We start from the raw sequence: 15,828 nt of genomic DNA on the forward strand, positions 1-15,828 counted from the left end.
TGTCCGACGCTCTTCGCGCTCCGCGCTGCTATCTGCGCAACGCGCGCGGTGACGAGCATGCAGGAGGCGCTGGCCGGGGATGTCGATCCTCGACGTCCGTCGGTGCCGAGGGTGATTGCATGCGCAGAATCAAGGCAAGCAGGACCAGGGCAGTGTGGATCGGCGCGTTCTGCGCGTCGTGGTGCGCCGGATCGGCCGGTGCGGTGGAACTGGCCGCGGCACCGATCGAATCCGGCGCCGCCGCCATCGCGTTGGGCGACGACAGCGAGGCCGCGGGCGACCAGAGTGTCGCGCTCGGCGTGTTCAGTCGTGCGATCGGGCAGGGCAGCGTTGCATTCGGGTTCAACGCGTTCGCCGATGCGGACAACAGTTATGCACTCGGCACCGACAGCTCGGCGCTCGGCGCGCATGCCTTCGCTTTCGGCTCCGGCAGCGTGGCGTTCGGCGAGGCGTCGCTGGCGATCGGTCGCAACGCGCAGGCGCTGTGGGGCAACGACATCGCGATCGGCGACGGTGCGTACAACAGTTCGCGCGGAGGCGTCGCCATCGGGCGCGGCGCGCTCGCACTCGACGGCGCGTTCGCGACCGTCGTCGGCGCCGGAAGTCGCTCGATCGGATTTTCCGGAACGGCGATCGGATACGAGGCGACCGCCGACGGCACCGAGTCGACCGCGATCGGCATGGGCGCACTCGCGCGCGGCATCGCCGCCACCGCCGTGGGCGTGGGCTCGAGCGCAGCAGACGGCGGCACCGCCCTCGGGTGGAATACCGCGGCAACCGAACTCGCCATCGCCATCGGCAACAACGCGCGGGCGACCGCCGAAGACGCCATGGCCGTGGGCATCAAAAGCCTGGCGGAAAAGGAAAGCGCGTCCGCCTTCGGTTCCCATGCGCTCGCGTTCCTCCAGAACGGCTCGGCCTTCGGTGCGTACGCGCGCGCGATCAACGAGAACGCAACGGCCGTCGGCGCCTACAGCGATGCGCGCGCCGACAACAGCGTCGCGATCGGCTACGGCTCGCAAACCCTGCGCGCGGGGACGATCTCGGTCGGTTCGTCGGGCACGTGGTTCGACGAATTCAACGGCGAGCATGGCCCGATCCTCCGCCAGATCGTCAACGTCGCCGCGGGCACGGAAGCGAACGATGTCGTCATCAAGGCGCAGCTCGACGAAGCGATCGCGGGCGTCAGCGGCGACCTCGGGTCCGGGCTTGGTGGATTCCAGAGTTCGTTGACGGGCCTCGGTGGGCGAATCGATGCGCTCGAAGCTGCGTTCGGCAGCTTGCCGTCGACGCCACCGCCGGCCAATCCGGATGCGGTGACAAAAAACGAACTGCAGGCGGCGCAAACCGCGACGCGCAACGAATCACGCACCTACACCGACGAGCGCGTCGCCGCGGTCGACCAGCGCGTCAACGCCGTCGACCAACGCCTCACCGCCATCGACGAAAGCATGCAGGCGCTGTCGCAGCAGTTCACCGACTTCGACGAACGCCTGCACAAGCAGGATCGCCGCATCGACCGCGTCGGTGCGATGTCCTCCGCGATGATGAGCATGTCCGTCAACGCCGCGCAGGGCGAAAGCGAACGCGGCCGCATCGCCGCGGGCGCGGGTTGGCAGAACGGACAACAGGCGTTGTCGGTGGGTTACGCACGCGACTTCGGCCGCGTGTCGTGGAGTTTGGGTGGCGCGTTCAGCAGCGGCGACCAGTCCGCTGGCGTCGGTTTCGGCATCGACCTGTGAGGAAGACAACCATGCAATTGCACAAGCACATCCTGCGCGGCGCCGCGTTCCTTTCGCTCCTGTCGCTGGTGGGTTCGGCCCACGCCTATGATCCCAACCGCATCGTGGTGAAATTCCGCGACACCAGCGTCGCCCGCATGCAACCGGCGATGGCGTTGCGCACGCTCGCACCTGGGGCGCAGTCGGTCCAACGCATGGCGAACGGCACGCAGGTCCTGCGCGTCGGCAAGGGCCAGGCCGATGCGACGATCGCGAAACTTTCGAAGCATCGCGACGTGCAATACGCCGTGCGCGATCTCGTCCTGCAACGCGCGCAGGCCGTCCCAGACGACCCGTGGTATCGCAACTACATCGAACTCGACAACGGTCGGGGCTACAAGCAGATGCAGGCCGACCTCTACGACTGGCGGGGCGGCGTCAACGCGCCCGCCGCGTGGGCGCAGGGTGCGACCGGCAAGGGCATCGTCGTCGCGGTGCTCGACACGGGCATCACCGCACATCCGGATCTCGATGCGAACGTCGTGGCCGGCGCGGGCTACGACTTCATGACCGACCCCTTCCAATCCGGTCGCGCCGACAGCACACGCAAACCCGGCGGCTGGGACCTCGGCGACTGGGAGCACCTGTCGCCCTACCTGGAAGCGTGCAAGGGTGGGAAGAGCAGCTGGCACGGCACGCATGTCGCGGGAACCATCGCGGCAGTCACCCACAACGGCCAGTACATGGCCGGCATGGCGTACGACGCGAAGTTGTTGCCGATGCGCGTGCTGGGACATTGCGGCGGCAACGCGTCGGATATTGCCGCCGCGGTGACCTGGGCGTCGGGCGGCACCGTGACCGGCGTGCCCGCCAACGCCACGCCTGCAGAAGTGCTGAACCTCAGTCTCGGCGGCCCCGGTGCGTGCCCGATCTATATGCAGGAAGCGATCGACGGCGCAGTCGCGCGCGGTTCGACGGTCGTCGTCGCCGCGGGGAACAACGATCGCAACGCGCAGGAATTCACGCCCGCGAACTGCAAGAACGTCATCGTCGTCGGCGCGAGCGGGCTCACGGGGCGGCGCGCGTTCTATTCCAACTGGGGCGACATCGTTACGGTTGCAGCGCCCGGTGGCGGCGGGTTCCTCAACGACCAGAACCGCGGCAACGTGTGGTTTCCGGGCGGCTTCATCTGGTCGACGTTCAACTCCGGTGCGACCGGCCCGGAGAATCCGAAGATGGAGGGGAACGTCGGCACGTCGATGGCCGCACCGCACGTGGCCGCGATCGTCGCGATGATGCAATCGGTCGCGCCGACGCCGTACACGCCGGCGGAGATCGCGACGTTGCTCGCCGACAGTGCGCGCATGTTCCCGATGCCGATCGACAAGAAGATCGGCAGCGGCATCGTCGACGCGGGCCTCGCGGTGGAGGCGGCGAAGATCGGTTTCGTGCAACCCCCGCGACCGACCGACCTGTCCACCCACACGCCGATCCAGCACATCCACGCAAAGGCCGCGCAGGCGCGTCACTTCGCGGTCACCGTGCCCGAGAACACCACGCGCCTGACCTTGCGCAGTTACGCGGGCACCGGCGATGCGGATCTGTACCTGCGCCTCGGGCAGCACGCCTTTCCGGACGCGCACGATGCGAAGTCCGTGCGTCCCGGCAACAACGGTATCGTCGTGATCGACGCACCCGCCGCGGGCAAATGGCACGTCGCCGTGCACGGCGCGAAGGCCTTCAGCGGCGTATCGCTTCGCGCGACCGTGGAATGACGCGACATCGGGAGTGACGCGACAGCGTGCCGGCGACGTGGCCCCATCCGTGGGGAAAGGGAAGCACGTCGTCCGGCACGCCTCGCGGGGGGGCGGTCAGTGCGCGGCGGCGTGGTCAGCGTGCGGCGTAGCGCAGCACCAGGCCAAATTCGCGGCCGGCCTGCGGGTAGTACGCCGCGGTTTCGTATTCGCGGTCGAACACGTTCGACACGCGCGCCTGCAGCGTCCACGCCTCGGCGACGCGCCACGCGCCGCGCAGGTCGAACGTCGAATAGCCCGGGAGTTCGATCGAGTTGTCGACGTTCTCGAAGCGGCGGTCTTCCGCCATCCACGTCGCGCCGACGCTCAAATCGCCGAACGCGCGATCGACATCCAGGCGACCCGAAGCGCGGGAACGGCGCGGCAGCACCTTGTCGTCGTTCGTGCCCGCGGTGTCGTTGCGCGGATCGACGTAGCTCGCCGCGCCGGCGAACGTCCATTCCGCCAGCGTGAATCCGCCGGTGAGTTCCGCGCCACGGATGCGCGCCGATTCGATGTTGTTGGCGACGAAGATCGACGAGTCGTACACGATCAGGTTGTCGACGTCGGTCTGGAACGCATGCACGTCCCAGTGCCACGCGTTGCGCTTCTGGCCGACGCCCAGCTCGAATGTCTCCGATTCCTCCGGCGCGAGGTCCGGGTTGCCGAAGAACGGGAAGTACAGTTCGTTGAACGTCGGCGCCTTGAACGCACTGCCCGCATTCGCGGTGATGCGGAAGCCGTTCGAAAGATCCATGCCCCACGCGAGCGCGCCGGTCGTATGTCCGCCGAACTGTTCGTTGTCGTCGCGCCGCACGCTCGCCTGCACGTCGTGCGCACCGAACGCGCCCTGGTACTGCGCGAACACCGCGCGATTCTGGCGACGCGCGTCGTACTGCGAGAACAGATCCTCGACGTGCCCCGTGTCGCGCTGCCAGTCGTAACCGAACGTCGCGACCTGACCCGTGGCCACGCGCACATCCGCCTGCAGCGACGCGCTCGCGCGATGGCTCTCGAAGAAGTCGGCGAATGCATCGTCGCGCGACTGCAGCGAACGATCGACGTTGTTGCCGCCGGCGAGCGTCAGCGACACGCGGCCGAGATCCCACTTCGCCTTGCCGCCGACGACCTGCTGCACGGTGTTCGACACATCGCCGAGACCGAACATCGGATCGGCGTCGAACTCGTTGCGGCCTTCGTTGCGCAGCGCATGGCCTTCGATCGACAGCCCGTCGACCGGACGCACGCCGCCGCGCACGGAGATCGCGTTGCTCTCGTAACCGTCGGCGTCGGGATCCGGGTTGTCCATGAAGCAGCCGGCGAACACCGGCGTCGCCGCACCCGTGCACGAGTTGAACCCGTCGGTCGCCTGGTGGCTGTAGTCCGCGCCGAACCACGCGCGATCGAACCCGAAGTCGACGCCCGCGCTCATCTCGCGCAGGTCGTTCGTGCCGCCGCCGACCATGAAGCGCGGACGCACGCCTTGCTGCGTGCGGCGCGTGAACACCTGGATGACACCGCCGATCGCATCCGACCCGTAGAGGCTCGAACGCGGACCGCGCACGATTTCGATGCGCTCGATCAACTCGACCGGGATGTCCTGCAACGCGGTGAGCCCCGACGTCGACGAACCCACGCGCACGCCGTCGATGAGGAACAACGTGTGGTCGGATTCGCTGCCGCGCAGGAACAGCGTCGTCAGCTTGCCCTTGCCGCCCTGGTTGACGAGGTTGATGCCGGCGCGGCCGCGCAGCAGGTCGGGGAGCGATTGCGCCTGCGTGCGTTCGATCTCCGCGCGGTCGATCACTTCGACGGCGGACAGCGAGTCGTCGACGGTGACCGCGGTGCGCGTGCCGGTGACGGTGACTTCGTCGAGCGTGTCGGCGTCCTGCGATTGCGCGAAGGCGACGTGCGAGGTAAAGGCGATAGCCACCGCGACTGCGGCGGCGAGGGTGTTGCGCGACATGATGTTCGGACTCCGGCGCGCACGCCCGCGCGCCCTGGGATTTCCAAGGGAGTCGCGACAGGAAGGGAATGCATGCGGAGTGCCGGCGGACGGCGCTGCCGCCGCGACGCCCTCCGCATCGCAACCAGACGACTTCGTGGCCGGTCTCCGGGCTCGCGTGCTGGATCGATCGATCCGGGCCGATGCGCCTTCCCGTGCGGATGCACAGTGGCGGATGCGTCGGCCTGCACGCTTACCGTTGCGGGGGCAGCGCCGGAATGGGATCGCAACGCGATCGGTCACCGGCTTCCCGTTTCAACCCTCCGGCGAATGCCGTCAGGTCACCTCGAAGCAGCGCGCAGTGTACCCATCGCGATGAATGCGCGGAAGCGCCGCGCGTCAGTCCGCGTCGTGGCCGTGGGGTTCGTCGAACAACGAGAAGGCCGGCGCCGCTTCTTCGGTGTCGGCGACCTGGGTCGTGGTCACGGGCGCGGCGGCGGGGCGGTTGCGCGGCGGCGGCAACAGGGCCGTGGCCGCGTCGGCGGCGAGCACGAGCTCGCTGCGGCGTTCTTCCGGCACGTCCTGCCAATGGCAGTCGAGCAGCGCGCCTTCGAGCGCATACAGGAGATTGAGGCTGGGCTTGAAGCCCGCGCGTTTCACGCGCATGAACGCGTCGACCGCGCCGACGGCCTCGAGGTCCTCGCGCGAGCGCAAGCCGACCTGGCGGAGCCAGGCCGCGCTCTTCGGCCCGATGTTGCGCAACTTGGCGGTGTTCACCCCAACGACTCCACGAACAGGCGGGCGAGCGTTTCGAGCCCCTCCTGATCTTCAACGCCGAAACGCGCGTGGACCGGACTGTCGAGGTCGAGCACGCCGACGAGCGCGCCGTCCTTCACGAGGGGGACGACGAGTTCGGAATTGGAGGCCGAATCGCAGGCGATATGGCCGGGGAACGCGTGCACGTCGTCGATGCGCTGCGTCTGGTGCGTCGTCGCCGCCGCGCCGCACACGCCCTTGTCGAGCGGAATGCGCACGCACGCCGGCAGGCCCTGGAAGGGGCCGACGACGAGCTCGGTGCCGTCGAAGAAGTAGAAACCGGCCCAATTGAGGTTCGGCAGCGCGTGGTAGATCAGCGCCGAGAGGTTGGCGGCGTTCGCTATGCGGTCGCTTTCGCCGTGCAGGAGGGCCTTCGCCTGTTCGGCGAGCTGGCGGTATTGCTCGGGCTTGCTGCCCGACAGCGTGGAGGCGGTGAACATGTCGCGAGTCTAGCAGCGCGGTTACCATGGCGCCGGACGCCGAAAGGGGAACGTTCATGGGCCTCTACGTCACCGGAACGGACACGGGCGTCGGCAAGACGCTCGCGAGCGGCGCGCTGTTGCATGCGCTGCGTCGCGCGGACGTGCGCGCGCTCGGCATGAAGCCGGTGGCGAGCGGCTGCGAACGCATCGACGGCGCGTGGCGCAACGAGGATGCGCTCGCGTTGCAACGCGCCGGTGCATTCGAAGCGCGCTACGAAGACATCAATCCCTTCGCGCTCGAACATCCGCTCGCACCGGAACTCGCCGCGCGCGACGCGCATGTCGACGTCGCGCTGGGCCCGATCCTCGACGCGCACGCGCGCCTGTCCGCGCAGGCGGACTGCGTCATCGTCGAAGGCGTGGGCGGGTGGATGGCGCCGCTCGCGACGCAACTCATGCAGGCCGATCTCGTCCGTGCGCTCGACGTTCCGGTCGTGCTCGTCGTCGGCCTGCGGCTGGGCTGCCTCAACCATGCCTACCTCAGCGAGCGTGCGATCGCCGCGGACGGATGCCGCCTCGCGGGGTGGATCGCGACCGGCGTCGACCCATTGATGGCGCGCGTCGACGACAATCTCGCGTTGCTGCGCGAACGCCTGCAGGCGCCGTGCTGGGGCGTATTGCCCAACGATCCGCATCCCGATCCGGCGCGGATGTCGCAGCACCTGGCGTGGCCGCCCTCGTTTCGACTGTAAGCGTCCGAATTGTCTCAACAGCGCGCCTGACTTCCAGCAGGGGTTCCTCCTGACTGCGATCAAGCTAAACTGTCGCGTACAGAAAACGGATAAGGCAGCCCCCCGCATGGCCTCGAAGCTCGGAAGCAACCCCACCGCCGCACGCACCGCGAAGCTCGCGGGCGCACTCGCGCTCGCATTGCTCGTCGCCGCGTGCGGCGGCAAGGACCAGGCCGCGGCAGCGCCGGGCGGCGGCGAAGGCGGTCCTCCCGGCGGCGGCATGCCGCCGATGCCCGTCGAAGCGGTCACGCTGAAGACCGAACGGCTCACCGGCGGCCTGCAGACCGTCGGCAGCCTGCGCGCGGACGAACAAGTCGTCGTGCGACCGGAAATCGCCGGCCGCATCGAGCGCATCAATTTCACCGAAGGCAGCCGGGTCAGGCAGGGGCAGGTGCTGTTCCAGCTCGACGCATCGATCCCGCAGGCCGCGTACAACGAAGCGCAGGCGAACCTGAAGAACAGCAAGTCCGCCGAAGCGCGTTCGAAGGAGCTGGTCGCGCAGAAGCTGATCGCGCAATCGGATTACGACAACACCGTCGCGCAGCACGGCGTCGACGTGGCGCGCGCCGAATCGGCACGCACCGCGCTGGCGAAGATGTCGCTGCGCGCGCCGTTCGATGGCCAGATCGGCCTGCGCAACGTCAGCGTCGGCGCATTCGTCACCGTCGGCCAGGACCTCGTCACGCTCGTGCGCCTGGATCCGATCGAAGTCGACTTCAGCGCGCCGGAAGCGACCATCGCGGAATTGAAGGATGGCCAGAAGATCTTCGTGACCGTCGATGCGTTCCCGGGCGAAGTGTTCGACGGCATCGTCGAAGCGATCGATCCGGTCATCGACGCGACGAGCCGCAGTGCTCGCCTGCGTGCGCGTTTGCCGAACGAAGACGGCCGCCTGCGTCCGGGCCAGTTCGCGCGCCTGCAACTCAACACCGGCACCGCCGGTGGCGAAGGCGTGCTCGTGCCGGAACAGGCGCTGCTGCAGGACGGCAACGTGCGCTTCGTCTACACCGTCGTCGACGGCAAGGCGCATCGCGTCGAGATCAAGACCGGCCTGCGCGTGCCGGGTCGCGTGCAGGTGACCGAAGGGCTGAAGGCCGGCGACGTCGTGATCACGTCGGGCCAGACGAAGCCGATCATGAACGAAGGTCTCGCCGTGCAGGTGTTGCCGGCGGAACTGCCGGGCATGCCGCAGGGCAATGCGCCCGCGAAGCCGGCGACGCCTGCGGAAAAGAAGCAAGCGGCCGCGAAGGCTGCGCCGCAGTCCGCCAAGTAATCCGGAGGCCAACCCCCCATGGTCTTGTCAGATATCTCGATCCGTCGCCCCGTCTTCGCGATGGTGATCAACCTGGTGGTGCTGCTCGTCGGCATCATCTCGTTCCAGCGCCTCGCGGTGCGCCTGATCCCGAACGTCGACGTGCCGGTCGTCACCGTCAACACGACGTACCCCGGTGCGAGCGCGCAGGTCATCGAATCGCAGATCACGCAGCCGATCGAGGATGCGTTGTCGGGCGTCGAAGGCATCGAATACATGCAGTCGACGAGCCGCGAGCAGTCGTCGCAGGTGACGATCCGCTTCCGCCTCAACCGCGATCCCGACGCCGCGGCGTCGGACGTGCGCGACCGCGTCGCGCAGGCCCGCGGCTTCCTGCCCGAGGAAGCCGACGAGTCGATCATCCAGAAACAGGAAGCCGACCAGCAGCCGATCATCTACCTCGCGTTCTCGTCGACCCGCCATTCGCAGGTGGAGATCGCCGACTACGCCGAGCGCCTGGTGAAGGATCGCGTGCAGACGATCCCGGGCGTCGCGCAGGCGCAGGTGTATTCGAGCACCTTCGCGATGCGCGTGTGGATCCAGCCGCAGCGCCTGGCCGGTTTCAACATGACGCCGCAGGACGTGGAGAACGCACTGCGCGCGCAGAACGTCGAAATCCCGGCGGGCCGTGTCGAAGGCAAGTCGCGTGAGTTCACCGTGTTGTCGCAGACCGACCTGCAGACGCCGGAGGAATTCGGCGCGATCATCCTCGGCCAGTTCAACGGCACGCTCGTGCGCCTTCGCGATGTCGCGCGCGTCGAACTCGGGCAGCAGGAAGACCGCTTCCGCGCGCGCTACAACGGCACCAATGCGGTGCCGCTGGGCATCGTGAAGCAGGCGGTCGCCAATCCGCTCGACATCTCCGACGCGCTCGAAGTGATGCTGCCGCAGATCACGCGCTCGCTGCCGGAAGGCATGAAGGTCGAGATCGCGTACGACTCGACGATCTTCATCCGCCACTCGATCGAAGAGGTGTACCGCACGGTGGGCGAGGCGATCGTCCTCGTGATCATCGTGATCTTCCTGTTCCTGCGCAGCTGGCGCGCGGTGCTGATCCCGCTGGTGACGATCCCGTTGTCGCTGGTCGGTGCGTTCGCGCTGATGTACGTGTTCGGCTTCACGATTAACACGCTCACATTGCTGGCGATGGTGCTTGCCATCGGTCTCGTGGTGGACGACGCGATCGTCATGCTCGAGAACATCTATCGCCACGTGGAAGAAGGCGTCCCACCGTTCCAGGCGGCGTTGCAGGGCAGCAAGGAAATCGGCTTCGCGATCATCGCGATGACCCTGACGCTGGCCGCGGTGTACGTGCCGCTGGCGTTCTCCACCGGCCGTACCGGCAAGTTGTTCGTCGAGTTCGCGTTGACGCTGGCGGGCGCGGTGCTCGTGTCCGGCTTCACCGCGCTGACGCTGTCGCCGATGATGTGCTCGAAGCTGCTCAAGCACGAAACCAAGCACGGGCGCTTCTACGAGTTCGGCGAGCGCATGCTGCGCAAGCTCGACAACGGCTATCGCGCGACGCTGACCAAGGCGCTCGAGCTGAAGTGGGCCGTCGTCGGCGTCGGTCTCGTGGTGTTCGCGCTGGCGGGCGGGTTGTTCTACTTCATGCCCAAGGAACTCGCGCCGCAGGAAGACCAGGGCTTCATCATCGGCATGGGCATCGCGCCGGAAGGCTCGACGGTCGAATACACCGACAAGTACGCGCGCCAGATGGAAGGCATGCTGCTCGCGTTGCCCGACCAGCAGCGCGTGTTCCAGATCGTCGGCTTTCCCGACGTCACGCAGACCATCGGCTTCGTGATGCTCAAGGACTGGGCGGATCGCAAGCAATCGGCGCAGGCCATCGCGGGGAGTCCCTTCCCGCCGAGCGGTCTTGCGGCGCAGATGTTCTTCGCGATCCCGGGCGTCATGGCATTCACCGTCACGCCGCCGCCGCTCGGCCAGCAGGGCTTCGGCCAGCCGGTGGAGTTCGTCGTGCAGAGCACGGGCACGTGGGAAGAACTCAACACCGTCGTGAGCCGCATGATGGCGAAGATGGCGACGGAGAATCCGCGCCTGACCAACCCCGACACCGACCTCAAGCTCAACAAGCCGCAGCTGAAGGTCGAAGTGGACCGCGACCGCGTCGCCACCGTCGGCAGCGACGTCGACGTGGTGGGCCGCACGCTGGAAACGCTGCTCGGCGGCCGCAACGTCACGCGCTTCAAGAAAGGCTCGGAGCAGTACGACGTGATCGTGCAGGTCGAGGACGCGGAGCGCCGCGTGCCGGGCGACGTGTCGAACATCTTCGTGCGCAACCCCGAAGGCCAGATGATCCAGTTGGCCAACCTGGTCAACGTGCGCGAGACGGTGGCGGCGAAGGAACTCAACCACTTCAACAAGCTGCGCGCGGCGACGATCTCCGCGGGTCTGGCGCCCGGCTACACGATGGCCGAAGCGCTGACGTGGATGGAGGGCGCGCTGGCCGAAGTGGCGCCGGAAACCACGTACGACCTCGGCGGGCAGAGCCGCGAGTTCCGCGAGTCGTCCAGCGACTTCCTTTTCATCTTCCTGCTCGCGATCGCCTTCATCTTCCTGGTGCTGGCCGCGCAGTTCGAAAGCTGGATCGATCCGTTCGTGATCCTGCTCGCGGTGCCGCTCGCGGCGTTCGGCGCGTTCCTCTTCCTGAGCCTCGCGAACTGGGGCACGTCGGCGGGCCTGTGGAATGTCGCTGCGTCCTGGAACATCTACAGCCAGATCGGCATCGTCACGCTCGTCGGCCTGATCGCGAAGCACGGCATCCTGATCGTCGAGTTCTCCAACCAGCTGCAGGAAGAGAACCGCACGAAGCTGCAGGCCGTGATCGAAGCCTCCGCGCTGCGCCTGCGTCCGATCCTGATGACGACCGGCGCGATGGTGTTCGGCGCGCTGCCGCTGATGATCGCGGCCGGCGCGGGCGCCGAAGCGCGCAACCAGATCGGCCTGGTGATCGTGGGCGGCATGGGCATCGGCACGTTCTTCACCCTGTTCGTCGTGCCGGTGATCTACCTGCTGATCGGTCGCGACCACTATGCGATCGCGCAGGAGCGCCGTCGCATCGAAGGCGAGGGCGGCGCGGTGCCGGAAGCGGCGCACTGATCCGCTGATCGCAGCGTTCGTAACGAAAGACGCCCTCTTGCGAGGGCGTCTTTTTTTCGCGGCGATGTTCCGCCGTCATGGGCGCAGTCAGTGGCGCGTCGCGATCTTCGGCGCATGCAGGCCGGGGCGCATGCGGAACAGGCTCACCCCGAGGCCGATGATCACGATCAGCATCACGATGCCGAGGCCGAAACGCGCGCCTTCGTTGGTCGCAGGCTGCACGAACATCTCGCTCGAGATCAGCCAGCCCAGCACCACGAGCCACGCAATCGAGAAGCCGATCTCCATGCGTCGCGTCGTGCGCGTCCAGCGGCCCTTCGACAACACCGCGGTCAGCATCGCGAGGCCCGCGAGCCACAACGCCACGACGACCCATGCGCGCGTCGCCAGGAAACCGGGAGCGAACTCGAAGATGCGCGGGAACGGCGCGGGCAACTGCGCGGTGATCGACGGCATCGCGATCATCATCGCCACCGCGAGCGCGTACGACACCACGCCGACCGCCATCGCACCGCGATTGACGCGATCGGGATCGACGTCGCGCGGCGACCACGGCGCTTCGCCGGAACGCCACTGGCCGATCCACGCCACGAGCAGCGACATCATCGCCATGAAGCCCGGCCACCAGAAGGCGCCGAGGCCCCACGTCAGCCACCAGTGGGTGATCGTGTAGTCGTCGTCCGACACGCGCGGCAACGTCACCGCCCACTGCAACACAATGCCGGTGAGCGACAGCCATGCGAAGGAACGCGTCTGTTCCGGCGGAATGATCACGAAGCCCGGTGCGCGGTAACGCGCCGCGATGTCGGCGGGCGCGCCGAACTCGCGCAGCATCGCGAGCACCATCGCGTCATCGGCCGGCTTGCCGGCGGCCTGCGCGCGCGCATCGAGCATCTCGGTGAGCAGCGTGTGCAACTCGAAGCCGATGTCGTTGCGTTCTTTCAGGGGAACGCGGCGGATCACGTCGGCCACGTAGGATTCGATCACGTCGTTCGCGTTCATTTCCCGCTCCCAAGCAGACCGGACATCGTGCCGACGAGGGCGTTCCAGGTACCGGTCAATTCGGCGAGCAACGCCTCGCCTGCGTCGTTCAATCGGTAGTAGCGCCGCGGCGGTCCTTCTTCGATTCGCCATTCAGAGGCGAGCACGCCCTGCGCTTCGAGCCTGCGCAGCAGCGGATAGAGCGTGCCTTCCTCGATCGCCATGCCGCGTTGGGCCAGGGCCTGGCGCAGCGAATAGCCGTACTGCATCTCGCGCAGTTGCGAGAGGACGGCCAGCACCAGCGCGCCTCGGCGCAGTTCGCCTTCCAGTTTCGGTCCGGGGTTCTCGCGAGCGTCCACGGTGTTCCGCCTTGTGACTTGTGGCGCACACTACATTGCGGCACACAGTACGTCAATACAAAAAACCCTCCCCCGGATGGGGGAGGGTCGGGTGTCGGGCATGGATCCCCGGATCGCGGGGACGACGGCTTACTTGGCCTTGGCGGCCTTGGTCACTTCTTCGGTCGCCTGCTTCGCGGTCGCTTCGAACTGCGACTTCGCGATCTGGCCGATGGCTTCCTGCGCCTTCAGCGTGCGGCCGATGACGTCCTGGCCGGTGGCGATCGAACGCTCGACGTTCTCGCGCGCGACCTGCAGGCCCTTCGGCAACACGGCCTTGAGCTGCTCGGGATTACGCACTTCGGCGACTTCGCCGAGGAACGCGAACGTCGCGTTGGTGCCGGCTTCGAACGCGGCCAGCTGCAGGCCGAAGACCTGGGTGGCGTTGTCGAGGGCGAGGCGGTTGATCTGGGCCGCGGTGTCCGCGAACTGGCGCGAGGCAGCGGCGAACTGCTCGTTGATCTGCTGGTACATGGGAACCTCCACGGAGACCCGGCGGGATGCCGGATGTTGCGGTGCAGCATACGGGACGATCTTGCTGCAGTGCAACAACCGCTCGTCGGCCCGTTCGGCTGGCTGTAACCTCCGTGAAATCAGCGTGTTACGTGTCGCCGATGCATTCACGCGGCGCCGACTCATCCGGCGCGACGCTGGAAGGCCCACCCGGAGTTCGCGGTCATGGCAGCCCGCCCCATCTGGAACGGCACCCTCTCGTTCGGCCTGCTCAACATCCCGATCCAGTTGATGACGGGCGAGAAGCGCAACGAACTGCACTTCCGGCAGATGGACCAGCGCAACAAGGCGCCGATCAAGTACGAGCGCGTCAACGCCGAGACCGGCGAAGAAGTGCCGTGGAAGGAAATCGTCAAGGCGTACGAGTATTCGAAGGGCCACTACGTCGTGCTCGAACCCGAGGACATCGCCGAGGCCGCGGCCGAGAATCGCGAAGTCATCGACATCGAAGCCTTCGTCGATCGCGAACAGATCGGCCCGCAATACCTGGAGAAGCCCTACGTCCTGGTGCCCGGCAAGAAAGCCGAGAAGGGCTACGTGCTGCTGCGCGAAGTGCTGAAGAAGACCGGCAAGGTCGGCATCGGCCGCGTGGTGATCCGCACGAAGGAATACCTGTCGATGGTGGTGCCGCAGGAGGATGCGCTGATGCTGATCCTGTTGCGATTCCCCGAGGAGATCGTCGCCGTCGAGGAATACAACATCCCCGAAGGCAGCGCGAGCAAGTGGCACGTCTCGCCGAAGGAAATGGAGATGGCGACGACGCTGCTCGAATCGATGGCGAGCGACTTCGATCCGGAAGACTACAAGGACGAATTCCGCGAGCGCCTGACCGCCGCCATCAAGAAGCGCATGAAGCAGAAGGGTGCGACCACGGAAGTCGCGGAAGAGGAAGCGCCCACGCACGATGCGACCACCAACGTCGTCGACTTCATGGCGCTGCTCAAGAAGAGCCTGGACAAGAAGGGCGAAGCGCCGGCGAAGACCACCGCGCGCAAGGCGGCGAAGAAGCCCGCGACGAAGAAGGCACCGGCCAAGTCCACCACGCGTTCGGCCAGCAAGAGCAAGAAGAGCGCCTGACCGGTGGTTGCGCGCAGGACCACGACGGCGACGATGCGCACTGGCACTGCCTCTGCCACGGCGTCGCGCAAGACCACGCGCCCCACGCTGTCGTCGCCCGATCGCGTGGTGTACCCGGACGCGGGGATCACCAAGCGCGACGTCTTCGAATACTACGAAGCCGTCGCCGACCGCCTGATCGAAGACGCCGGAGATCGGCTGATGTCGGTCGTGCGTTGCCCCGACGGCATCGACGGCGAACGCTTCTTCCAGAAACACCTCGGCCCCGCGTTCAAGTCGCTGCACCGCATGGAGATCGCGGAGAACGACGGCAAGCGCGCGCAGTACGCGTGGCTCGACGACCTCGCGGGCGTGCTGTCGCTCGCGCAGATGAACGTCGTCGAGTTCCATCCGTGGGGCTCTCGGGTGAAAACGCTGGAGAAACCCGATCGACTGATCTTCGATCTCGATCCCGACGAAGGCATGGCATGGCCGAAGATCAAGGCCGCGGCGCGCGAACTGCGCGACACGCTCGCGGAGTTCGAACTGCAATCCTTCCCGCGCCTCACCGGCGGCAAGGGCGTGCATCTCGTCGTGCCGATCGCGCGGCGCTACGCGTGGGACCAGGCGCGCGAGTTCGCCGATCGTTTCGCGCACGCGATGGAAGCGCGCGCGCCGGCGCGCTATGTCGCGACGATGAGCAAGGCCAAGCGCGAAGGCCGCATCTTCATCGACTGGCTGCGCAACGGCCGCGGCGCGACCGCGGTGGCGAGCTGGTCGCTGCGCGCGCGCAAGGGCGCGCCGGTCGCGATGCCGGTGACGTGGGACGAGTTCGCGCGCGTGCGTTCGGCGGATCGCTTCAAGTTGCGCGATGCGATGAAGCGCGTGGATGCGCCGATCTGGGACTACGCGGGCGCGCGCGACCAGCGACTGCCGAAGGCAGCCGACCTGCACTGATCG

13 protein-coding genes and 1 riboswitch are annotated in these 15,828 nt (G+C 67.1%); of the genes, 7 read left to right on the forward strand and 6 right to left on the reverse strand.

Features of this window, described 5'->3' with window-relative positions; genetic code table 11:
• Positions 1–119 precede the first annotated feature (119 nt).
• The gene (locus tag LK996_RS14855; protein WP_230528149.1) at positions 120–1,742 is read left to right on the forward strand and encodes a hypothetical protein; all 1,623 of its coding nucleotides are present in this window, start codon (positions 120–122) and stop codon (positions 1,740–1,742) included.
• Between the two features lie 11 nt (positions 1,743–1,753).
• Entirely contained in the window at positions 1,754–3,496 is a 1,743-nt protein-coding gene (locus LK996_RS14860) for a S8 family peptidase (protein WP_230528150.1), read from the forward strand.
• Between the two features lie 115 nt (positions 3,497–3,611).
• On the opposite strand, the gene btuB is transcribed toward LK996_RS14860, so the two are convergent.
• From btuB to LK996_RS14875, 3 genes are all read right to left on the reverse strand, one after another.
• Entirely contained in the window at positions 3,612–5,480 is a 1,869-nt protein-coding gene (btuB, locus tag LK996_RS14865; protein WP_230528151.1) for a TonB-dependent vitamin B12 receptor, read from the reverse strand.
• Between the two features lie 121 nt (positions 5,481–5,601).
• A riboswitch (cobalamin riboswitch) is annotated at positions 5,602–5,823 on the reverse strand.
• Between the two features lie 35 nt (positions 5,824–5,858).
• On the reverse strand, positions 5,859–6,236 hold the full coding sequence (locus LK996_RS14870) for a TfoX/Sxy family protein (protein ID WP_343225887.1): 378 nt from the start codon (positions 6,234–6,236) through the stop codon (positions 5,859–5,861).
• Positions 6,233–6,715 (reverse strand): GAF domain-containing protein, encoded by a 483-nt coding sequence (locus LK996_RS14875; RefSeq protein WP_230528152.1) that lies wholly within the window; start codon positions 6,713–6,715, stop codon positions 6,233–6,235. The genes LK996_RS14870 and LK996_RS14875 overlap by 4 nt, the downstream gene beginning before the upstream one ends.
• A gap of 56 nt (positions 6,716–6,771) precedes the next feature.
• On the opposite strand from LK996_RS14875, the gene bioD reads away from it, so the two are divergent.
• From bioD to LK996_RS14890, 3 genes are all read left to right on the forward strand, one after another.
• Positions 6,772–7,449: a dethiobiotin synthase gene (gene bioD / locus LK996_RS14880; RefSeq protein WP_230528153.1), complete on the forward strand. Its 678-nt coding sequence runs from the start codon at positions 6,772–6,774 to the stop codon at positions 7,447–7,449.
• 106 nt (positions 7,450–7,555) lie between these two features.
• The gene (locus LK996_RS14885; RefSeq protein ID WP_230528154.1) at positions 7,556–8,761 is read left to right on the forward strand and encodes an efflux RND transporter periplasmic adaptor subunit; all 1,206 of its coding nucleotides are present in this window, start codon (positions 7,556–7,558) and stop codon (positions 8,759–8,761) included.
• An 18-nt stretch (positions 8,762–8,779) separates the two neighbouring features.
• The gene (locus LK996_RS14890; protein ID WP_230528155.1) at positions 8,780–11,920 is read left to right on the forward strand and encodes an efflux RND transporter permease subunit; all 3,141 of its coding nucleotides are present in this window, start codon (positions 8,780–8,782) and stop codon (positions 11,918–11,920) included.
• Between the two features lie 87 nt (positions 11,921–12,007).
• On the opposite strand, the gene LK996_RS14895 is transcribed toward LK996_RS14890, so the two are convergent.
• From LK996_RS14895 to LK996_RS14905, 3 genes are all read right to left on the reverse strand, one after another.
• On the reverse strand, positions 12,008–12,922 hold the full coding sequence (locus tag LK996_RS14895; RefSeq protein ID WP_230528156.1) for a hypothetical protein: 915 nt from the start codon (positions 12,920–12,922) through the stop codon (positions 12,008–12,010).
• Positions 12,919–13,260, reverse strand: a complete 342-nt coding sequence (locus tag LK996_RS14900; protein ID WP_230528157.1) for a PadR family transcriptional regulator — start codon at positions 13,258–13,260, stop codon at positions 12,919–12,921. The genes LK996_RS14895 and LK996_RS14900 overlap by 4 nt, the downstream gene beginning before the upstream one ends.
• 129 nt (positions 13,261–13,389) lie before the next feature.
• Positions 13,390–13,773: a phasin family protein gene (locus LK996_RS14905; RefSeq protein WP_230528158.1), complete on the reverse strand. Its 384-nt coding sequence runs from the start codon at positions 13,771–13,773 to the stop codon at positions 13,390–13,392.
• 204 nt (positions 13,774–13,977) lie between these two features.
• Here LK996_RS14905 and ku point away from each other — a divergent pair, with 204 nt between their 5' ends.
• On the forward strand, positions 13,978–14,889 hold the full coding sequence (ku, locus tag LK996_RS14910) for a non-homologous end joining protein Ku (protein WP_230528159.1): 912 nt from the start codon (positions 13,978–13,980) through the stop codon (positions 14,887–14,889).
• A gap of 33 nt (positions 14,890–14,922) precedes the next feature.
• Positions 14,923–15,825, forward strand: coding sequence for a non-homologous end-joining DNA ligase (gene ligD / locus LK996_RS14915; protein WP_230528160.1), 903 nt, complete (start codon positions 14,923–14,925; stop codon positions 15,823–15,825).
• The last annotated feature ends 3 nt before the right edge of the window (positions 15,826–15,828 follow it).

This window comes from Noviluteimonas lactosilytica (assembly GCF_020866925.1).
GTDB classification, from domain to species: domain Bacteria; phylum Pseudomonadota; class Gammaproteobacteria; order Xanthomonadales; family Xanthomonadaceae; genus Noviluteimonas; species Noviluteimonas lactosilytica.

Coding starts and splice junctions, on each gene's coding strand:
- LK996_RS14855 (WP_230528149.1), top strand. CDS start 120: ATGCGCAGAATCAAGGCAAGCAGGACCAGGGCAGTGTGGATCGGCGCG.
- LK996_RS14860 (WP_230528150.1), top strand. CDS start 1,754: ATGCAATTGCACAAGCACATCCTGCGCGGCGCCGCGTTCCTTTCGCTC.
- btuB (WP_230528151.1), bottom strand. CDS start 5,480: ATGTCGCGCAACACCCTCGCCGCCGCAGTCGCGGTGGCTATCGCCTTT.
- LK996_RS14875 (WP_230528152.1), bottom strand. CDS start 6,715: ATGTTCACCGCCTCCACGCTGTCGGGCAGCAAGCCCGAGCAATACCGC.
- bioD (WP_230528153.1), top strand. CDS start 6,772: ATGGGCCTCTACGTCACCGGAACGGACACGGGCGTCGGCAAGACGCTC.
- LK996_RS14885 (WP_230528154.1), top strand. CDS start 7,556: ATGGCCTCGAAGCTCGGAAGCAACCCCACCGCCGCACGCACCGCGAAG.
- LK996_RS14890 (WP_230528155.1), top strand. CDS start 8,780: ATGGTCTTGTCAGATATCTCGATCCGTCGCCCCGTCTTCGCGATGGTG.
- LK996_RS14895 (WP_230528156.1), bottom strand. CDS start 12,922: ATGAACGCGAACGACGTGATCGAATCCTACGTGGCCGACGTGATCCGC.
- LK996_RS14905 (WP_230528158.1), bottom strand. CDS start 13,773: ATGTACCAGCAGATCAACGAGCAGTTCGCCGCTGCCTCGCGCCAGTTC.
- ku (WP_230528159.1), top strand. CDS start 13,978: ATGGCAGCCCGCCCCATCTGGAACGGCACCCTCTCGTTCGGCCTGCTC.
- ligD (WP_230528160.1), top strand. CDS start 14,923: ATGCGCACTGGCACTGCCTCTGCCACGGCGTCGCGCAAGACCACGCGC.